Origin of the sequence: Pengzhenrongella frigida (assembly GCF_004168625.1) — a bacterium.
Taxonomy (GTDB): domain Bacteria; phylum Actinomycetota; class Actinomycetes; order Actinomycetales; family Cellulomonadaceae; genus Pengzhenrongella; species Pengzhenrongella frigida.
In genome coordinates, this window is the sequence record NZ_SDWW01000045.1 from 1 (window position 1) to 19,592 (window position 19,592).

A 19,592-nucleotide genomic window follows, 5' to 3' on the forward strand; every position below is an offset into this window, starting at 1 on the left:
CCCCACCCGCGCCGCGACATCCGGCGCACCCGGCGCACCCGGCGGCAGCCCGCCAGGATCCGAACCACCCGCCTCCGGACCACCCGCCTCCGGACCACCCCGCCACGACCTCGGACCACCACCGTTCTGACCTCCCGACGCACGCGCGTCCCCCGCTTCCGGTGCGCGCTTCATTGCGCGGCACGGCGCGAACCGACGAGCTCGCGGCGCGCCGAGGGGCCCAGCACGATGTCGCTGATCGCAATCAGCCGAGACAGTCCGGGCACTCCGGCACTCCGGCACTCAGGCACTCCGGCACTCCGGCACTCCGGCACTCCGGCACTCCGGCGTAGCCCATCCACGCACGAGGTGCCTCGTGCGTGGTCTGCCTACTCGATCTCGGCGCGGCTGACTTCGAGCGTGCCGTCCGGGGCGAGCCTCGCGACGAGGCGCACGCGCCAGGCGTCGTCGGGCAGGGGGAAGTCCGAACGGAAGTGCCCACCACGGCTCTCGGTCCGCGCCAGCGCGGTCTCCGTCAGCACGGTCGCGACCTGGTGCACGTTGGTCGTCTCCCACTCCGCGACCTGGGGTGCCGCGACCACGCCGACGGCCAGGTGCGCGTCGGTCCGGACCTTGCCCAGGTCAACAGCGGCGCGCAGCAGCCCGTCCGCCGACCGGACGACCCCCGGCCCGGCTGACGCCGCGCGCTGGATCCGCGAACGCGCGGCAGCAGCCACGAGCGCTCCCGGCCCCGGCCGATCGACCGGGTCACGCTGCGGGAGCTCGTCGGCAGCCACCCGGGTCGCGGCGTCACGAGCGGCCCGGTAGGAGAACACCAGGCCCTCGAGCAGCGAGTTCGAGGCAAGCCGGTTCGCCCCGTGCACCCCGGTGCAGGCGACCTCGCCGGCGGCATAGAGGCCGCGCAGGGTGGACCGGCCTGACAGGTCGGTGACCACCCCGCCGGAGTGGTAGTGCTGCGCCGGGGCCACCGGGACGAGGTCCGTGGTGAGGTCGATTCCGTGTTCGAGCAGCCGTTCGCAGATCGTCGGGAACCGCGCGCGGAGGAAGTCCGACCCGAGGTGCCGAGCGTCGAGGAGCACGTGGTCGGCTCCGGTGGCCTCCATCCGGCGCACCATGGCGTGCGCGACGACGTCTCGCGGAGCGAGCTCCGCCATCGGGTGCACGTCCGGCATGAAGCGCACCCCGTCGGTGTCGAGCAGCAGGGCACCCTCGCCGCGGACGGCCTCGGAGATGAGCGTCAGCTGCCCCCGCACCCCGGAGCCGAGCCACAGGACGGTCGGGTGGAACTGGACGAACTCGATGTCGCCGATGGTCGCGCCGGCCCGGAGCGCGGCGGCGATGCCGTCGCCGGTGGCCTGCGCCGGGTTGGTCGACGAGCGGTACACCTGCCCGATCCCCCCGGTCGCCAGGATCACGGCCCGCCCGAGCGCTGCACCGACCCCGTCCCGCGAGCCCTCGCCGATCACGTGCAGCGTGACTCCGCAGGCCGGACCGGGACGGCCGTCGGGACCGGGCGCGGCGGTGAGCACATCGAGCACGAGCGCGTGCTCGATCACCTCGATCCCGGGGTCGGCACGCACCGCCTCGAGCTGGGCGACCAGGGCGCGCGAGACCTCGGCGCCGGTCGCGTCGCCGCCGGCGTGCACGATCCGGTCGGCGTGGTGCCCGCCCTCACGGGTGAGCGCGAGTCCCCCGGCGACGTCGAGGTCGAAGTTGGTGCCGCGTGCGACCAGCTCGCGCACCCGCTCCGGGCCCTCGGTGACCAGGACTTCGACCGCCCGCGGGTCGCACAGTCCGGCCCCGGCCGTGAGGGTGTCAGCGAGGTGCGCGGCGGGCGAGTCCTCGGGATCCAGCGCGGCGGCGATGCCTCCCTGCGCCCACACGGTCGATCCCGACGCCAGCACGCCCTTGGTGACGAGCAGCACGCGCGGGACCCGGGTACGCAGCTCGAGCGCCGCCGTGAGCCCGGCGATCCCCGACCCGACGACGACGACGTCGGCCTGGGCGACCCAGCCTGCCAGCGGCGCAGCGAGCGTCGCAGCCATCCGGGGCATGCTCCCGGTGAGGCGAGGCAGCGTCGCGATGGGTGCGACGGTCGGTGGCGCGGTCGGTGGTGCGGTCGGTGACGCGGTCGGTGGTGCGGTGGCTGCGACGACCTGTGACGCGGTCGCGGGCATCCCCGCAACCGAGGTCATGCCCGAGATCCCTCGAATGACGTGCCGCTCGACTCGAGCCCGCCGTGCATCGTTCGGCCCTCTTCGGGCACCTGACCGGGGTCGCCGGACGACTCGACGATCCGGTTGTCCGCGTCCACGAACACGACCCGCGGACGGTAGGTCCGCGCCTCGGCGTCGTCGAGCGTGCCGTAGGCGATGAGGATGACGACGTCGCCGGGGTGCACCAGGTGCGCGGCCGCGCCGTTGATGCAGATCTTCCCCGCCCCGGCCTCCCCCGGGATCACATAGGTGCTCAGCCGGGCTCCGTTCGTCACGTCGACGATGTCCACCCGCTCCCCGGGCAGCAGATCCGCGGCGTCCAGCAGGTTGGCGTCGACCGTCACGGACCCGACGTAGTGCAGGTCTGCCTGGGTCACCGTCGCGCGGTGGATCTTGGCGGTCATCATCGTGCGTCGCAGTGACGTCATGCGTCGTTCTCCTCGTGCTCGCCCAACCACAGCGGGACGTTGTCGATGAGTCGGGTCACGCCGACCCGCGCGGCGACCGCGAGCACCGCGGCGCCCTGGTGCCCGGCGGGCACCTCCAGGGCGGTGCGGGGGTCGACGAGGGCCAGGTAGTCGAGCTCGACGTCCGCGCCGTCGAGCTCGCCGCGGGCCGCGGCCCGCACCGCGTCGGCGTCCGCGGCCGAGGCGTTCGTCGCCCGCTCGCCGGCGCCCAGCGCGCGGGACAGCACGAGCGCCCGCGCGCGCTCCGCGGGGGAAAGGAACGCGTTCCGCGACGACAACGCCAGCCCGTCGGTGTCACGCACGGTAGGCGCGGCGACGATCTTCACCGGGACGTCGAGGTCGCACACCATCCGTTCGACCGCCATGACCTGCTGCGCATCCTTCTGTCCGAACACCGACACGTCGGGCCGGGTCAGGTGCATCAGCTTGAGCACCACCGTCAGGACGCCGTCGAGGTGTCCCGGGCGGGTGACCCCTTCGAGGATCTCGCCCAGCGGACCGGCCGTGACCCGGACGACCGGATCGCCGTCGGGAAACATCACGTCGGGGGTGGGCGCGAACACGAGGTCGGCGCCGACGCTCGCGAGGAGGTCGAGATCGCCCTCGAGGTCGCGCGGGTAGCGCCCGAGGTCCTCCCCGACGCCGAACTGCAGCGGGTTGACGAAGATCGTCACGACCACCTGGTCGGCGAGCTCACGCGCTCGACGGACCAGCGACAGGTGCCCCTGGTGCAGCGCCCCCATCGTCATGACGACCGCGCGCCCGTAGGTCTTCCCCGTCGCGACGGGTCGCGCGGCGAGGGCGGCGGCGAGTTCGGCCCGGGTGCGCACGAGCACGGGGCGTGGGTTCCCCGGTTCGTTCGGACCGCGCACGACGCGCGATGCCCTCGGTGCGACCAGCGGATCGGGCGGGGTCATGCGGGGTCCTCCTGGGGACTGGGGGGTTCTGCGAGCGTGTCCAGCAGCTCTTGGGCCGCCGATTCACGCAGGCGCCCGGCGGCCAGCAGTCGCTGGGTGCCCGCGCGGGCCAGGTCACGGTAGGCCAGCGGGATGTCGAGTGCACCTTCGCGGGTCGCCAGCTCGGTCAGCACGGCCAGGTGGTCGCGAACCGTACCCACGTCACCGCGCGCGACCGGACCGGTCATCGTGGCGATCGCGCCCTGCCCGGCCTGGTCGGCCCGCCCGGCCTCGGCGCGCAGCGCGCCGTCCAGCGCAGCGGTGAGCAGCGGTGCCAGCAGACGTCCCGGCTCGTCGACGCCGGCCGCCGCGAGGGCCTGCGCCGCCTGGGCGACGAGGACCACGAGGTGGTTCGCGCCATGGGCGAGGGCCGCGTGGTAGAGCGGACGGTCGGCCTCCGCCAGCACGACGGGCTCGCCGCCGAGCTCGACCACGAGCGCCTGACCGATCGGCAGCACCGGCCCCGGACCCGTCACCGCGAAGCAGCAGCCCTCGAGCCGCACGAGGTCCAGGGAGGTGCCGGTGAACGTCATGGCGGGGTGGATCGCGAGCGGGATCGCGCCGGCGGCGCGGGCCGGCGCGAGCACGTCGGTGCCGTACCTCCCCGACGTGTGCACCACGATCTGCCCGGCCTGCCAGGCGCCGACCTCGGCGAGACCCGCAACCAGGGGGGCCAGGGCGTCGTCGGGCACCGTGAGCAGGACCAGCTCGGCGCGGCCGACGACGTCGGGCACCTCGAGGATCGGGACCCCGGGCAGCAGCGCGTCCACCCGGTCGCGCGACGCGTCGGAGATCCCGCTCACCGCCACGACCGGATGCCCGACGGCGCGCAGCGCGCTGCCGAGGACGGCGCCGACGCGCCCGGCGCCGACGATCCCGATCCCGAGCCGCCCGGGTCGCGACGGACCGTCACCGGAGGTCGCGCGCTGGTCGGTCACGAGTCGCCCGTCGGGCTCATCCAGAGCTCGGGGCCGGCGCTGGCACGCGCCGTACGGGCACGCGCGGCCTGCTCGGTCATGAGCTCGCCGGCGACCGACGCGAGCAGGTGCGGCACGCGCGGGCTGACGGGCCCGGGGGTCGAGTGCACCACGAGCGACGCGACGCCGAGCTTGCGCTGGACCGGCCCCTGCTCGAGCGACAACGACTGGGTGCGCTCGTGCGGCACGATCACGAGCCGGTGGATGAGCCAGCCGCTGCGGATCAGCAGGGCACGGTCCGTGACGACGTACCCGGTGCGGCGCCACCCGAAGGGGTCCAACCAGCGCGCCTGGCGGGGCATCGTCGTGAATCCACCCTCGTCGCCGCTGCCGTCCAAGGCCGAGGTGAGCAGGGCGCGCGGGTCGACGACCCCGAGGTCGGGCAGGACGAGCCAGATGGCCACGAGCGCCTGGTCGCGATCACCGACCGGGAGCAGCACGTTCTCGGTCGACTGAGCATCGACGCCGCTGTAGCCGGCCACGTTGATCTCGACGCGCCACCACCCCGGCCCGCGCCACAGCGGCCCCTGGGTCAGCCGCAGCGCCTGCACCCGGCCCGGGGGCACGGTCTGCGAGCGCGACTCGAGCAGCCCGTGCCGCAGACCGATCCCGTCGGGGGAGATGGCGGCCCGGAAGTTGAACTCGCGCGAGAAGCGGCCCCAGTAGAACGCGACGAACCCGAACATCGCCGGAACCATCACGAAGATGGTGCCGAACTCCCCCGACCACACGACCGCGGTGATCAGGCCGATCACGCCGAGCACCAGGAAGATGGTCGCGCCGGACCGCGCCATGCCGGCCACGAGCCGCGCCGGGGGGACCTCGAGGACGGGCTGTTCGGGCACCGGCGGGGGCACGACGGCGCCTTCTACCCGCCGGACGCCCGCGGCGCGGGCAAGCAGCTCGGTGCGCAGCACTCCGGCGTCGTCCTCGTTGAGGAAGGCCAACGAGACGCCCGACCCGGTGCCGCCGGCGACCTCGAGCTTGAGCTCCGCGAGGCCCAGGATCCGCGCGAGCACGGGCTGGACGACGTCGACGGCCTGGAGCCGGTCGAGGCGCGCCTTGCGCTGCTGCCGGAACAGCACGCCGCTGTGGAGGTAGACCGCCTCGTCGTCGATCGCGAAGCGCGTCATCCGCCACGCGATGGCGGCATAGCCGAACCCGACGACCGCGCCGGCGACGATGACCCCCACCGCGATCAGCCAGGTGCGTCCGTGAAGCAGCTGACCGGCCTCGGAGAGGTTGTTGCCGAACTGCTGCGCGGCGATCACGAGCATGACCGCGAGCACCTTCCAGCCCTTCACCGCGGGCGTCACCGGGTGCATCCGGCGCCAGGTGAGGTCGGCGGGGACGACGACGGCGGACGCCTCGGCCTCGTCGGGCGTGGGGGAGCTCGCGAGCGGTTCGCTCACAACCCCGCCAGCCGCGCCTCGCCGCGCGACGCCAGCTTGTCGCGCAGGCGGGTCGCCTCGACCGGCGTCAGGCCGTCGATCGCGGCGTCGGAGCTCGGGGAGGCGGTGTGCAGCTGGACCGACGCGATGCCGAACGCACGCGCGAGCGGACCGGCCTGCACGTCCACGTACTGCATGCGTCCGTACGGGACCACGACCATCGAGCGGAACATGATGCCCTTACGGATGAGCAGGTCGTCCGCGCGTTCCGCGTACCCGACCGCGCGCACCTGACGCGGGATCAGCCAGGCCGCCCACAGCCCGAGCGCGACGAACACCCCCGGGATCACCCAGAGCCAGACGATCCCGCTCAGGAGCGCCGCAACGGCCCCTCCGACGGCGGGAACGCCGACGACGATCGCCGTCATCGACAGCCGCGCGGACGCCAGCTTGCGCGAGACCGGGGCCCAGTTCACATCCGGCGGGTCGAACGGACCTGCCGGAACCACGTGCGATGTCATACCTGCATCCTTCCATCGCCGACGCCCGGCTCGGGCCCGTCGTGGCATCCGACCTGCGCCGCGACGCCCGACGGCGGCCGTGTGCTCAGGCGGCGGCAGGGTCGGCCGAGTCGCGCCCGGTGCGCTCGGTCGGCTTGTCCTGCGGTGGGACCCGGCAGAACCACTCCACGATCAGTCCGACGACGGCGAGCAGCACCGCTCCTGCCACGGCGAGCCCGGCGCTGATCGCGCGCGCGCGGCGCGAGGCGATGTCCAGGTCGCCGACGACGAGCAGCACCTGGGCCGCATACCACCCGGCGAGCAGCGAGCCGGTGTACGACGACGCCTTGGCGAGCACCGCCGTGCGAGCCGCCCGGAGGGGGTCGAGGTCCGGCCGCCTGCCGCGCAGGAACTGCCGGACGGCCCAGCCCATCGTGAACACGATCACCGAGATCACGAGGAGAACGGCGACGACGAGCCACGGCACGGGCGGCAGCGTGACGCCCTGCCCCTCGAGCACGCGGAGCAGGAGCCACGCGAGCAGCCCGGTGACTCCGGTCAGCAGCAGCAGGTTCTGCCAGCGGGTGCGCTGCATCAGAGCTGTCGGTCGTCTGGGACCGGCTCGGAGGTCGGGCTCGGAGGCTCCGGGAGCCAGGCGAAGGGCGGCAGGGCATGGGCGCCCGACGCCGTCGCGGGCGGCTCGGCGTCCGAGGTCGACGGGACCGCCGCCGCGAGGGCCGCGGCTCGCGCGGCGGCAGCACGCTCGGCGGCCGCCAGGACGAACGCCGCCCGCTCGACCGTGGCCCGCTCGGGATCGGCGGCTGCGCGCTCGACGGCGTCAGGGCTGGCCGCGTCGGCCTCGTCCGGCTCGGCGGCGTCGACCTTGGCGGCGTCCGGCTCGGCGTCGGCAGCGTCGTTCGGCTCGGCGTCGTCCGGCTCGGCGTTGTCCGGCTCGGCGTCGTAAGGCTCGGCGTCGTTCGCGTCGTTCGCGTCAGGGTCGTTCGGCTCGGCGTCGTTCGGCTCGGAGACCTGCCCCACGATCTCGTCGTCAGGTCGCACCGTCGGCTCGACCGTCGGGAACGCTGTCCCGTCGAGGGTCGCGACGGCGTCCAGATCAGGCTCATCGGCGGTGTCGTCGGCCCAATCGACAGTCGGCTCGGGCTCGACTGCGACCCACTCGGCCACCACTGCGGCCTGCTCGGGCGCGTCGTCGGCCAGGGGGGCCTCGTCGATGTCCGCCTCGGCCTCGTCGACGTCGAGCCCCTCCGCAGCGGGCGCAGGCGCAGGCGCCGGCGCGGGCGACGTGATCGGCGGGGCCGTCAGCCAATCGAGCGCGAGCCAGCGGATGCCGCCGCGGTCGGGCGCCGTCGCGGCGAGCGCACCCACCGGGCCACCGCCCAACCCGGGCAGAACGGCGTCGGGCGCGATCTGAGCCCAGGGCTGCAGGACGAAGGCGCGCTGATGGGCCCGCGGGTGCGGCAGCTCGAGGTCGTCGGTCACCGCGAGCGTCGTGCCGTAGACGATCAGGTCGATGTCGAGCGTGCGCGGGCCCCACCGCTCGTTGCGCTGACGTCCGTGCGCGTCCTCGACCGCCTGGGTCGCGCGGAGCAGGGCGCGGGGCGCGAGCGTGGTCCGCGCGATCACGACCGCGTTGAGGTAGTCGGGCTGCTCCGGGCCACCGACGGAGGCGGTCCGGGCCAGCGGCGAGACCGTCAGAACCTCGAGGCCGTCGACCTCGCCCAGGGCGACGACCGCCGCCCGCAGGGTGTCCTGCGGTGCTCCGACGTTCGACCCCAGGGCGAGCACGACCTCGACGGGTCCCGGCGGCGCCAGTTCGAGCCTCTCCCGCTCCGCGCGGTCGCGCTCGAGCCGGTTGCGCTCATGCCGGTCGTGCTCCTGCCGCTCGTGCTCGAGGCTCTCGAACTCGCTGAACGGGGACTCGTCAGCCACCTCCACGAGCGGTACTACCGAGTGCGACGCGGCAGCCGCGGGCGGAGCGACAGCCGCAGCGGGAACGGCGGCTGCAGGGGGAACGGCGGCCGCAGCCGGAACCGCAGCCGCGACGGCCGCGGCGAAGGCCTCGACGGCGAACGCGGCGCTGGCCGCGTCCGACACGGGCTCGGAGACGAGCCGCGGCTTCTCCTGGCCGTGGCCGTTGCCCGACAGCTCGGCGGCACCGTGCGCGTCCGCGTCCACGGTCGCCGGCGCGGGGCCGGCCGCCGGCTCGAAGGCGAGCGTCGCGAACGGCGTCGACTCCGGCGCACCCAGGTCGAACCCGGCCGGGCTCGACCCGAGGGACGCCGCCGCCGGCGCCTCGTCGGCGTGCGCGAACCGGGGCTCCGCCGCAGGCAGCTTGTGGTGATCGCGGCGGATGGTCACGACGATGTCGTCGAACGGGACCGTGACCGGCGCCTGGGGCTTGTGCAGCGAGACGTCGACGACGGCGACAGCCGGGTACGCGAGCGCGACGGCCGCGATCCGCTCGGCGACCGTCTCGATGAGGTTGACGGGATCACCCGACAGGACCGCGGCCACCTCCGTCGCGAGCAGTCCGTAGTTCACGGTCAGGGAGAGGTCGTCGGTCGCGGCGGCGCGGCGCGTGTCGAGGTAGACGACGACGTCGGCCCGGAACACCTGGCCGTCGCGGCGCTCGTGGTCGAACACGCCGTGGTAGCCCGTGGCGGAGATGCCGACGAGGGCGATCTGGTCGTACGGATGGCCGGAACCGTCGAGGACGGGGCCGACACCGCCGGGCTGCGTGGTCATGTCGTGGTGCCCTTCATCGGTGTTCGAAGATCGTTCCGGCTTCGGTGGGTGAGCACGCTCATGGGTGTTCAGCGCCGGTCCCGGGGGCTCGACGGGCCGCCGTCCAGGCAGCCGCGACGCGCACCGCATCGGCAGAGCCTTTCACCTCGTGCACCCGGACACACCAGGCTCCGGCAGCAGCGGCGAGCGCGGTGATCGCCGCCGTCGCGTCGTCCCGGTCGAGGGGACCGGCGGGCTCGCCGTCGGGACCGGCGAGCAGGTGGCCGAGGAACCGTTTGCGGGACGCACCGACCAGCACGGGGCGGCCGAGCGACTGCAGCGCGTCGAGATGCGCGAGCAGCGGCCAGTTGCTGGCACCGGGCTTGGCGAACCCGAGTCCGGGATCGAGCACGATCTGCTCGTCGCGGACCCCGGCCGCCTGCAGCTCGGCGAGCCGCGCTGCGAGCTCGCTGCGCACGTCGCCGACGACGTCGTCGTACTCGTCGAACGCGTCCATCACGTCCGCGTGGCCCCGCCAGTGCATGGCCACGTAGCAGACGCCGGTCTCGGCCACCGCCCGGTGCATCTCCGGGTCGGCCAGTCCGCCGGAGACGTCGTTGATGACCAGGGCGCCCCGATCGACCGCCGCCCGCGCGACGCTCGCCCGGGTCGTGTCGGCGCTCACGACCGCACCCTCGGCGGCGAGCGCCTCGATGACGGGCAGCACCCGCGCGAGCTCGACCTCGACCGGTACGCGACCCGCGTTCGGGCGGGTCGACTCCCCACCGACGTCGAGCAGGTCGGCGCCGTCGGCCAGCAGCTGCAGCCCGTGCCGCACCGCCGCACCCGGTTCGAACCAGCGGCCGCCGTCGGAGAAGGAGTCGGGGGTCACGTTCACGACCCCCATGACCAGCGTGCGGCCGGCAAGCCGGAGCCGAGCGGGAAGGACCGCGGACAGCGGTGGCATCGGCGGGGCTTGAGCAGGCACGCCCGTCAGCCTAGGTGCCCGGCCGCAGTCACCGACCCAGGATGAGGCTCATGGCCTCGGCCCGGGTGGCGATGTCGCGCATCTGACCGCGGACGGCGGAGGTGACGGTCCGCGAGCCGGGTTTGCGGACCCCGCGCATCGACATGCACAGGTGCTCGCACTCGATCACGACGATCGCGCCGAGCGGTTCGAGGTGCTCGACCAGGGCGTCGGCGATCTGCGACGTCAAGCGCTCCTGCACCTGCGGGCGCCGCGCGAACACGTCGACCAGGCGCGCGAGCTTGCTCAGCCCGGCGACCCGCCCCGCGGCGGACGGGATGTACCCGACATGCGCGACGCCGTGGAACGGCACGAGGTGGTGCTCGCAGGTGGAGTACACCTCGATGTCCTTGACCAGCACCATCTCGTCGTGGCCGATGTCGAACGTCGTGCCCAGCACGTCGGCCGGGTCCTGCCGCAGTCCGGCGAAGACCTCCGCATATGCCCGGGCCACCCGCGACGGGGTCTCGAGCAGGCCCTCGCGCTCCGGGTCCTCCCCGACCGCGATGAGGAGCTCCCGCACAGCCGCCTCGACCCGGGCGGCGTCATACGGCGGCACCTGGCGGGCTGGCGGGATCTCGTGATGGAGCCGCGTCACGACCGGGGCGGGTTGCGGGACAGCAGGCACCGTCATCGGCTCAGTCCTGCAATCCCGAGGCGGATCCGGACGACGGCGGGTCCTCGAGCGCGATGACGATGCCGGGCCCGTCCGGGGCGGCGAGCGCGCCGTCCGGGGTGGCCGACGTTCCTCCGTTGAGCAGGGCACGCTCGGCCACGGTGAGCACCGGCGGCCGCTGCGAGACGGCGCGGTCGTCGGACGAGAGCCAGACGGTCCGCTCGGGACGCTTGACGATCGGCGCGAAGATCGGGACGAGCTCGGCCTGGTTGAGCGTCTCGTGCTCGAGCAGCTCGAGGACGAGGGCGTCCAGCACGTCGCGGTACTCGACCAGGATCGCCCAGGCCTCGTCGTGCGCGGCCTCGATCAGGCGTCGGACCTCGACGTCGACCAGCGCGGCGACCGTCTCGGAGTACTCCCGGCCGTGGCCCATGTCGCGGCCCATGAAGACCTCGCCGGAGTCCTGGCCGAGCTTGATCGCACCGATCTTCTCGCTCATGCCGTACTGGGTGACCATCTTGCGGGCCACCTCGGTGGCCTTCTCGATGTCGTTCGACGCCCCGGTGGTCGGGTCGTGGAACACGAGCTCCTCGGCCACCCGGCCACCGATCGCGTAGGCGAGCTGGTCGAGGAGCTCGTTGCGCGTCGTGGAGTACTTGTCCTCCATGGGCATGACCATCGTGTAGCCGAGCGCCCGACCACGCGGCAGGATCGTCACCTTCGTGACCGGGTCGGTGTACCGCAGCGCGGTCGCGACGAGCGCGTGCCCGCCCTCGTGGTACGCCGTGATCTTCTGCTGCGAGAGCTTCATGATCCGGGTGCGCTTCTGCGGTCCGGCCACGACCCGGTCGATCGCCTCGTCGAGCTCGTGGTCCCCGATCAGCTGGCCGCCGGTGCGGGCGGTGAGCAGCGCGGCCTCGTTGAGGACGTTCGCGAGGTCGGCGCCGGTGAATCCGGGGGTGCGGCGGGCGACGGCCTCGAGGTCGACGGCCGGGGCCATCGGCTTGCCCTGCGCGTGGACGCCGAGGATCTGGGCGCGGCCCTTGAGGTCCGGCGGGTCGACGGCGATCTGGCGGTCGAACCGGCCCGGGCGCAGCAGCGCGGGGTCGAGGATGTCGGGCCGGTTGGTGGCCGCGATGAGGATGACGTTGGTGTTGACGTCGAAGCCGTCCATCTCGACCAGCATCTGGTTGAGGGTCTGCTCGCGCTCGTCGTGCCCGCCGCCCATGCCGGCGCCGCGGTGGCGCCCGACGGCGTCGATCTCGTCGATGAAGATGATCGCCGGGGCGTTCTGCTTGGCCTGGTCGAACAGGTCGCGGACGCGCGAGGCGCCGACGCCGACGAACATCTCGACGAAGTCCGAGCCGGAGATCGAGTAGAACGGCACGCCCGCCTCGCCGGCGACCGCCCGGGCGAGCAGCGTCTTGCCGGTACCGGGCTGGCCGTACAGCAGCACGCCGCGCGGGATCTTCGCGCCCACGGCCTGGAACCGGGCCGGGTCGGCGAGGAAGTCCTTGATCTCCTGCAGCTCTTCGACCGCCTCCTCGACCCCGGCGACGTCGGCGAACCCGACCTGCGGGGACTCCTTGTTGACGAGCTTGGCCTTCGACTTGCCGAAGCTCATCACGCGCGAGCCGCCGCCCTGCATGTTCGACATGAGGAACCAGAAGATGCCCAGGATGATGACGAACGGGAGCAGCAGGCTGAGCAGGCTGGCCCACCAGGACTGGCGCGGCACCTCGGAGTTGTAGCCACCCTTGGGGTCGGCCTCCGCGATCGCGTCCACGACGGTCTGCCCCTGGGGCGCGACGTAGAAGAACTCGACGTTCTTGCCCTTGCTCTCGCCGCCCGTGGAGTAGTCCTCGGTCAGCGTGAGGCTGACGCGCTGCTCGCCGTCGACGATCTTGGCCTGCTCGACCTTGCCCTGGCTGAGCAGCTCGAGTCCGGCTGACGTGTCGATCTTCTGCACGCTCGGGGTCAGCATCGTGGAGGCGCCGATCCAGAGGATCGCCACCGCCAGCACGATCCAGATGACGGGGCCGCGGGTGAGGCGCTTGAGATTCATGGGCGGCGGGGGCGAACCCCCTCTTCCCTCCATCGCTTTAGGGCAGGTCAAAAGGTGAAGTTACACGCCCAACCTGTCGATCCGGCCCTTTGTTCGCCCAGGGCCAAGGCGAGGAGGCCGTTCCGCGGTGTCAGTCGGCGTACACGTGGGGTGCGAGCGTGCCGACGAACGGCAGGTTGCGGTACCGCTCGTTGTAGTCCAGGCCGTAGCCGACGACGAACTCGTTGGCGATCTCGAAGCCGACGTAGCGCACGTCGACCTCGACCTTGGCGGCATCCGGCTTGCGGAGCATCGTCGCGATCTCCACGCTTCCGGGGTTGCGGCTGCGCAGGTTCGACAGCAGCCACGAGAGCGTGAGCCCCGAGTCGATGATGTCCTCGACGATCAGGACGTGCCGGTCGGTGAGGTCGGCGTCGAGGTCCTTGAGGATCCGTACGACGCCCGAGGACTTCGTGCCCGAGCCGTAGGACGACACCGCCATCCAGTCCATCTCGACCGGGGTGTGCAGGCGTCGGGCCAGGTCTGCCATCACCATGACCGCGCCCTTGAGCACACCCACCAGCAGGAGGTCCTTACCCGCGTAGTCGGCGTCGATCTGAGCCGCGATCTCATCGAGGCGAGCGCCGAGGCGTTCCTCCGAGATCAAGACCCGCTCGAGGTCGTCGCCCATGTCCGCAGCGTCCACCGTCTTGGCTCCTCAGTCGTGGGGGGTGATGAAGGTCAGACTGCCACATGCGCGGGCGGCCTCGATCCGACCCGGCAGGGCCACCGGGCCCTGGCCGTGCCAGGACGTCACGAGGGCGTCGAGGGCGACCACGTGCGCGCGGTGCAGAGCGCCGGCCGGGCAGCCCGCCTCGAGCGCGGCAGCGCGCAGCGCCCGGCGACGCAACGCGGCCGGGGCCGCGGCGAGGGGGCCGACGTCGAGCACGACGGCGCGACTGGTGGGGGTCGGCCCGGTCACCGAGCGCGCCTGGTCGAGGAGGTCGGCCGCCAGCGCATCGAGTGCATCGGCGTCCTCGCGGAGCTGATCCGCCGTGCGTGCCAGCGCGACCGCCACCCCCGGCCCCAGCACGCCCTCGAGCATCGGCAGCACGTGCCGGCGGACGGCGCTCCGCCGCGGCGCGGGTGCCGGCTCGCCCGGCTCGTCCGGGCCGACGACGGCGATCAGGTCGCGGCCCGCGTTCGTCGGGTCGTGCCACGGCTCGAGCGCGAGTGCCGCGCACACCGCGAGCGTGTCGGTCCGGCGCAGGGCGAGCAGCGGGCGGCGCAGCACCCCGCGCCGCGCCGGCATCCCCGCGAGCGACCGGGCGCCCGAACCGCGGGCCAGCCCGAGCAGCACGGTCTCGGCCTGGTCGTCGAGCGTGTGCCCGAGCAGGACCGCCACCGCCCCCAGGTCGGCCGCGGCGTCCTCGAGGGCGGCGTACCGCGCGTGGCGGGCCGCCCCCTCGGGTCCACCGGCGGCGCCCACCGTGACCCGCACGACCCGCACCGGGTCCAGGCCGAGGCGGCGGCACGCGGCCCCGGCGTCGTCGGCCACGGCCGCACTACCGGCTTGCAGGCCGTGGTCGACGACGACGGCCCCCGCCCGCAGCCCGGCCCGGGGGGCCACGAAGGCCGTCGCGGCCGCGAGCGCGAGCGAGTCCGGTCCGCCCGAGCAGGCGACGAGCACGAGGTCGCCCGCCACCAGGTCGGCGAGGTCGGCCCGCACCGCCCGGCGCGCCGCGGCGACCGCCGGAGCGGGGCCGCTCACGTCGGTTCAGCCATGGACGCGGCGCACCCAGGCGCGCGGGTCGGTGATCTCCCGCGGGCCGGGCAGCATCGACGGCGCCGACCACACGGCGTTGAGGCCCTCCTGGCCCACGGTGCGGGTGACGCTGCGCACGAACGCGGCGCCGTCGCGGTACTGGGCGAGCTTGAGGTCGAGCCCGAGCACGCGGCGCAGCACGCGGTCGACCGGTCCCCGGTGGCCCGCACCGTCGCGGCGGGCCTCGAAGCGTGCGCGGATCCGGCGCACCGTGGGGACCACCGAGCGCCCCACCGCGTCCATGGCGACGTCGGCGTGCCCCTCGAGCAGGGCCATCACGGCGCCCACCTCTTCGAACACCCGGCGCTCGTCGGGGCGCAGCAGCGCCTCGATGCCCGGGGCGTCGTCGTCCCCGCGCAGCGCCCGGGCGATCGTGCCCGCCAGGGCGCGCGCGCTGCGACCGTCGCGGTGGCCCTCGTCCCGGGCGAGGTCGCCGATCAGCTGCCCGGACCGCGCCCGCAGGTGGTCGGTGAGCCAGGGCGCGGCAGCGAACTGGAGCGCGTGGGTCTGCTCGTGCAGCGCCACCCACAGCCGGAAGTCCGCCGGGGCGACGCCGAGCGCGCGCTCGACCTGGAGCACGTTCGGCGCGACGAGCAGGAGCCGGCCGCGCGTCGAACCCTCCGGCCCGGGGCCCTGGGTGAACGGGTCGAACTGACCGAGCACCTTGCCCGAGAGCACCGCCAGCACGGCGCCGGCCTGCGCCGCACCGGCGAGCCGCACGGCGCGCGACGGCGGCTTGGCGCCCGGTCTCGCAACAAGACCGGCGGTCAACGAGGCCAGGAGCTCGGTGTTCGCGCGCGCCCAGCCGGACCGGTCGACCACGAGCACGTGCGAGACCCCGGCGACGGCGGGGTCGGATCCGTCGGCCGGGGTCATCCCCGTGATCCGGGCCACGTGCCCGGCCGCGGCCCCGGCGGACCGGCGCAGGTCCACGACCAGGGCGGTCGCCTCGGCCAGATCGGTCTCGGGCCCGGGCTGCACGAGCCGGTCCGCGAGCCGTGCGGCTGCAGGCCAGTCCACCGGGGCGAAGTCGCTCATCCAGCCACGGTAGTCGTCCGAACGCCCCGGCTCCGCGTGGCCGAGGTTCCCGGGGATGCGGTGCGCCGGGCGCACCGATCTCCCGGAGAACCGGGCGTTCGACGGGCGAGGATCAGCCGCAGCCGCAGCCGGCGAGGCTCTCGACGAACGCGTCGATGGCGACCCGCGGCGCACCCTGCCCGCCGGCCGGGGTCTGGTCGGCGACGACGACGAAGAGCAGCTGGCGCCCGTCGGCGTCGATGACGGTCCCCGCGAGCGAGGTGACGCCGGACAGGCTGCCGGTCTTCGCCCGGACGAGGCCGCGCGCCGCGGACGAGCTGAACCGGCCGCTGAGCGTCCCGCGCAGACCGGCGATCGGCATGCCCACCGCGACCGGCCGCAGCTCGGTGTGCTTCGGGTCCGTGATGAGCGTGAGCAGCCCGAGGAGCGTCTGCGCGGGCAGCGCCGACCCGTCGGCAAGGCCGCTGGCGTCGACGAGCCGGGCGCCGGTCGTGTCCACGCCGAGCTGGTGGACGCGGGCCAGGACGGCGTCGGTCGCGCCGTCGAAGCTGCCGGGCAGGCCCGCGTCGATCGCGACGAGCCGGCCGACGACCTCGGTGATGACGTTGTCGGAGGACTCCAGGAAGTAGTCGACGACCTCGCCGATCGGGGCGGACTCGACGGCCCCGAGCTGGAGCGCCCCGGCGTCCGCGGTCCCCCGGACGGGCGACCCCGTGACGGTGATCCCCTCGGCCGCGAGCGCGGTCGCGAATGCGGACCCGGCCGACAGGGACGGGTCGGACTGCCGGGGCGGGTAGTCGACGTCGGTGCGCAGCGCGGCGACGTCGACGGCGAGCGCGGTGACCGGCGCGGTGAAGCCGTTGGTCAGGTGGCTCGGGTCCCAGGCGGGGCTCAGGGCAGGGCCGGAGAACAACGTGTCGTCGACCGCGAGGGTGACGGTCGTGGTGCCGGCCAGCGTGAGCTCGCGGGCCGCCTGTCGCGCCAGGTCCGCGAGCCCGGCCCGGCCGTTGACCTTGGCCGGGTCGCCCGCGCCGGCCGCGAGCATCATGTCGCCGCCGCCGACGAGCACGATCTGGCCGTCCCCCCCGCGCACCACGCGGGTCTGGACGGTCTGGTCCGCCCCGAGCGCGCTCAGCGCGGCCACGGCGGTGACCAGCTTGGCCGTGGACGCGGGGGTGTGGGGGGTTGCCAGGTCGTGCTGGGCCAGGATCTCGCCGGTGAGCTGGTCGGCGACGACGATCCCGGCCGACGGGCCGAGTCGCGGGTCGGCCGCCAGCGCGTCGAGCAGGGCGGTGACCGCCGCCGCGGCCGGGACCGGCGCGTCGGCGTCGAGAGCCGGCAGCACGCCGCCGGGGTCCACCGCCGCGACCGCACCGGGCGCCGTCGCGAAGGGCTCGGGTGCAGGGGGGACCGGGGCGAGCGTCACGAGACCCGGGACGACGTCGTAGGCGTCGGCGGTCGCGTAGGCGCCCGTGGTCAGCACCACCACGAGCGCGCCGACGCCCAGCACCCGCATCGCCGCGCTCATCTGTGTCCTTCCGCATAGCCGCTGGGCACACACGCGCCCGCCGGTGCGCCACAATAGGCCCCTGGCACTACCGGTGGGCCGCTGGACAGTCGCTCGCCACCGTCACACTCGTCGTCGTCGGACCGTCGCGCTCGCGGCGGGCACCGAGGGCTCGCCTTGCGGAGGAGAACAGTGGAGTTCGACGTCACGATCGAGATCCCGAAGGGTCAGCGCAACAAGTACGAGATGGACCACGCGACCGGGCGCATCCGCCTCGACCGCATGCTCTTCACCTCAACACGTTACCCGGACGACTACGGCTTCATCGACGGCACCCTCGGCGAGGACGGCGACCCGCTGGATGCGCTCGTCCTGCTCGAGGAACCCACGTTCCCGGGGTGCCTGATCCGCTGTCGCGCGCTCGGCATGTTCCGCATGCGGGACGAGGCCGGCGGCGACGACAAGGTGCTGTGCGTGCCGTCCGGCGACCAGCGCGCCAGCTGGCGCCAGGACATCGACGACGTGTCGGACTTCCACCGGCTCGAGATCCAGCACTTCTTCGAGGTCTACAAGGACCTCGAGCCCGGCAAGTCCGTCGAGGGCGCGCACTGGGTCGACCGGGCCGCGGCCGAGGTCGAGATCCAGCGCTCCCGCCAGCGCGCGATCGACACGGGCTACTACGCGAACGGGCACTGAGCCTGAAGCACTGACGGGCTGAGCAAGCACTGACGAGCTGAGGAAGCACTGAGCAGTGAGCTCGTACTGAGCAGGACCGCCTGACACCCAGAAGCCGCCCGCCGGAAGGTTCCGGAGGGCGGCTTCTGTGGTTGTTCGAGGTTCGGGTGTTCGTGCGTGCGGGTCAGGGACGGCCCGCGAAGTCCATCGTCATGCCCCAGCGGCCCGACATCGACGTCAGCCGGCTCAGCACACCGGGCCGCGCGGCCTCGATGATCTGCCCGTTCCCGGCATACAGGGCCACGTGGTAGACGCTCGACGGGTCCGCGCCGTCGGAGCCCCAGAAGATCAGGTCGCCGGGGCGAAGGTCGCTGTAGCTGATCTTCAGGACCCGCTCGTACTGGGTGCGCGAGGTCCGGGTGATGTTGAGGCCCGCACTCGACCAGGCCTGGCTGGTGAGGCCCGAGCAGTCGTACGCGCTCGGTCCGGTCGCGCCCCAGACGTACTCCAGGCCGAGCTTGGTGCTGGCCCACGCCACCGCGGCGGCGCCCTGGCCGGCCGAGCCGCGCGCACTCCCGGAGCCGAGCAGCCCCGTGGACGGCGGGGTGGTCGGCGTCGGGGTGGGGGTCGGTGCGGGATTGGGTGCCGGCGCGGGAGCGGGAGCGGGAGCGGGTGCCGGGGCCGGAGTCGGCGTCGTGGGCGCAGCGGGGTTCGCAGCCGGGCTCGCAGCGGGGCTCGCAGCGGGCGCGGCAACCGGCGTCGCGGTGCCGGCGCCCGACGGCGTCGGGGGTGCGGTCCGCGCGGCCTCGGCGGCCGCGCTCGCGCGCGACGCCCGGTCGGCATCGATCTGGTCCTGGCGCGCGCGCTCGATCTCGGCGGTGGTGCTGCGTGCGGCGGCGAGCTGGTCGATCAGGGTGTCGCGCTGCACCTCGGCGGCAGCGACGGCCGACTCGGCGTCGGTCTGCGCCTGGGTGGCATCGGACAGTGCCGTCTGCGCGGCGGCGGCCGTCGCGGCGCGTTCGCTCACGGCCGCGTCGGCGCGGTCGCTCAGGGTGTCGGCGACCAGCGTGGACGCCCGGAACTGCTGGACCGCCCGGTCGGCTTTCGTGCCCATCCGGCTGAGCGCGGTGCTGCGCTCCACGATCTCGTCGAAGCCGTCGGCCGACAGGAACGCCTGGACCCCGTCGATCGCGCCGCCCGATCGGGCCGCGGCGAGGGCGATCGTCACGAGCGTGCGGCGCGAGGTCTCCATCTCGGCGTTCGCGGCCTCGAGCAGCACGGCGGCCCTCGTCGCGGTGTCCGCGGCGTCGACCCGCTCCTGCTCGGCGCGCAGGTACGCCTCACCGGCGGTGGCGGCCGCAGCAAACGCGGCATCGCGGACGGCGCTCTGCTGCGCAAGCTGGACCTCGATGCCGGCGACCGCGCTCACGCCGTCGGCAACCGCGCCGCGGGCCGACTGCAGCGCCTCCGCGGAGGGGTCGGCGGGCTCGGCGGCCGACGTCGAGGCCGGGGCCAGCGCGACCAGCAGCCCGACCGCGAGCGCCGACAGGCACATGCGTCCCCGTGCTCGGTAGGTGGTGTTCACGCCGGTGCTCCTCGCGTCGTCGC

17 protein-coding genes are annotated in these 19,592 nt (G+C 74.0%); 1 reads left to right on the top strand and 16 read right to left on the bottom strand.

Annotated elements, in window-relative coordinates:
* Window positions 1–368 precede the first annotated feature (368 nt).
* From EUA98_RS15860 to dacB, 15 genes are all read right to left on the bottom strand, one after another.
* The gene (locus EUA98_RS15860) at window positions 369–2,054 is read right to left on the bottom strand and encodes an L-aspartate oxidase (RefSeq protein WP_130103693.1); all 1,686 of its coding nucleotides are present in this window, start codon (window positions 2,052–2,054) and stop codon (window positions 369–371) included.
* A 137-nt stretch (window positions 2,055–2,191) separates the two neighbouring features.
* Entirely contained in the window at window positions 2,192–2,644 is a 453-nt protein-coding gene (panD, locus tag EUA98_RS15865; protein WP_130103670.1) for an aspartate 1-decarboxylase, read from the bottom strand.
* Window positions 2,641–3,600: a pantoate--beta-alanine ligase gene (panC, locus tag EUA98_RS15870; protein WP_130103671.1), complete on the bottom strand. Its 960-nt coding sequence runs from the start codon at window positions 3,598–3,600 to the stop codon at window positions 2,641–2,643. The genes panD and panC overlap by 4 nt, the downstream gene beginning before the upstream one ends.
* Entirely contained in the window at window positions 3,597–4,577 is a 981-nt protein-coding gene (locus EUA98_RS15875; RefSeq protein ID WP_207219113.1) for a Rossmann-like and DUF2520 domain-containing protein, read from the bottom strand. Before EUA98_RS15875 ends, panC begins: the two co-directional genes overlap by 4 nt.
* Window positions 4,574–6,028, bottom strand: coding sequence for a PH domain-containing protein (locus tag EUA98_RS15880; protein WP_242511596.1), 1,455 nt, complete (start codon window positions 6,026–6,028; stop codon window positions 4,574–4,576). Before EUA98_RS15880 ends, EUA98_RS15875 begins: the two co-directional genes overlap by 4 nt.
* Window positions 6,025–6,528 carry a PH domain-containing protein gene (locus EUA98_RS15885; RefSeq protein ID WP_130103672.1) on the bottom strand — a complete coding sequence of 168 codons (504 nt, stop codon included), beginning with the start codon at window positions 6,526–6,528 and terminating at the stop codon, window positions 6,025–6,027. The genes EUA98_RS15880 and EUA98_RS15885 overlap by 4 nt, the downstream gene beginning before the upstream one ends.
* 85 nt (window positions 6,529–6,613) lie before the next feature.
* A complete protein-coding gene (locus EUA98_RS15890) occupies window positions 6,614–7,102 on the bottom strand; it encodes a DUF3180 domain-containing protein (protein WP_130103673.1) in 489 nt (162 codons plus the stop codon).
* Window positions 7,102–9,273, bottom strand: a complete 2,172-nt coding sequence (gene folK, locus EUA98_RS15895) for a 2-amino-4-hydroxy-6-hydroxymethyldihydropteridine diphosphokinase (RefSeq protein ID WP_207219114.1) — start codon at window positions 9,271–9,273, stop codon at window positions 7,102–7,104. The genes EUA98_RS15890 and folK overlap by 1 nt, the downstream gene beginning before the upstream one ends.
* Before the next feature lie 58 nt (window positions 9,274–9,331).
* A complete protein-coding gene (folP, locus tag EUA98_RS15900; protein WP_130103696.1) occupies window positions 9,332–10,219 on the bottom strand; it encodes a dihydropteroate synthase in 888 nt (295 codons plus the stop codon).
* Window positions 10,220–10,268: 49 nt separating this feature from the next.
* Window positions 10,269–10,913, bottom strand: coding sequence for a GTP cyclohydrolase I FolE (gene folE / locus EUA98_RS15905; RefSeq protein ID WP_130103674.1), 645 nt, complete (start codon window positions 10,911–10,913; stop codon window positions 10,269–10,271).
* Window positions 10,914–10,917: 4 nt separating this feature from the next.
* Entirely contained in the window at window positions 10,918–12,960 is a 2,043-nt protein-coding gene (ftsH, locus tag EUA98_RS15910; RefSeq protein ID WP_130103675.1) for an ATP-dependent zinc metalloprotease FtsH, read from the bottom strand.
* Between the two features lie 130 nt (window positions 12,961–13,090).
* On the bottom strand, window positions 13,091–13,645 hold the full coding sequence (gene hpt / locus EUA98_RS15915) for a hypoxanthine phosphoribosyltransferase (protein WP_130103676.1): 555 nt from the start codon (window positions 13,643–13,645) through the stop codon (window positions 13,091–13,093).
* Window positions 13,646–13,657: 12 nt separating this feature from the next.
* The gene (tilS, locus tag EUA98_RS15920; protein WP_130103677.1) at window positions 13,658–14,710 is read right to left on the bottom strand and encodes a tRNA lysidine(34) synthetase TilS; all 1,053 of its coding nucleotides are present in this window, start codon (window positions 14,708–14,710) and stop codon (window positions 13,658–13,660) included.
* 6 nt (window positions 14,711–14,716) lie between these two features.
* Window positions 14,717–15,802 (bottom strand): zinc-dependent metalloprotease, encoded by a 1,086-nt coding sequence (locus tag EUA98_RS15925; RefSeq protein ID WP_130103678.1) that lies wholly within the window; start codon window positions 15,800–15,802, stop codon window positions 14,717–14,719.
* 112 nt (window positions 15,803–15,914) lie between these two features.
* Window positions 15,915–17,330 (bottom strand): D-alanyl-D-alanine carboxypeptidase/D-alanyl-D-alanine endopeptidase, encoded by a 1,416-nt coding sequence (dacB, locus tag EUA98_RS15930; protein WP_130103679.1) that lies wholly within the window; start codon window positions 17,328–17,330, stop codon window positions 15,915–15,917.
* Window positions 17,331–17,501: 171 nt separating this feature from the next.
* Here dacB and EUA98_RS15935 point away from each other — a divergent pair, with 171 nt between their 5' ends.
* Complete coding sequence (locus EUA98_RS15935) at window positions 17,502–18,005, top strand: inorganic diphosphatase (RefSeq protein WP_130103680.1); 504 nt, start codon at window positions 17,502–17,504, stop codon at window positions 18,003–18,005.
* A gap of 163 nt (window positions 18,006–18,168) precedes the next feature.
* Here the strand turns inward: EUA98_RS15935 and EUA98_RS15940 are convergent, their stop codons facing one another.
* The gene (locus tag EUA98_RS15940) at window positions 18,169–19,569 is read right to left on the bottom strand and encodes a C40 family peptidase (RefSeq protein WP_130103681.1); all 1,401 of its coding nucleotides are present in this window, start codon (window positions 19,567–19,569) and stop codon (window positions 18,169–18,171) included.
* Window positions 19,570–19,592 lie beyond the last annotated feature (23 nt).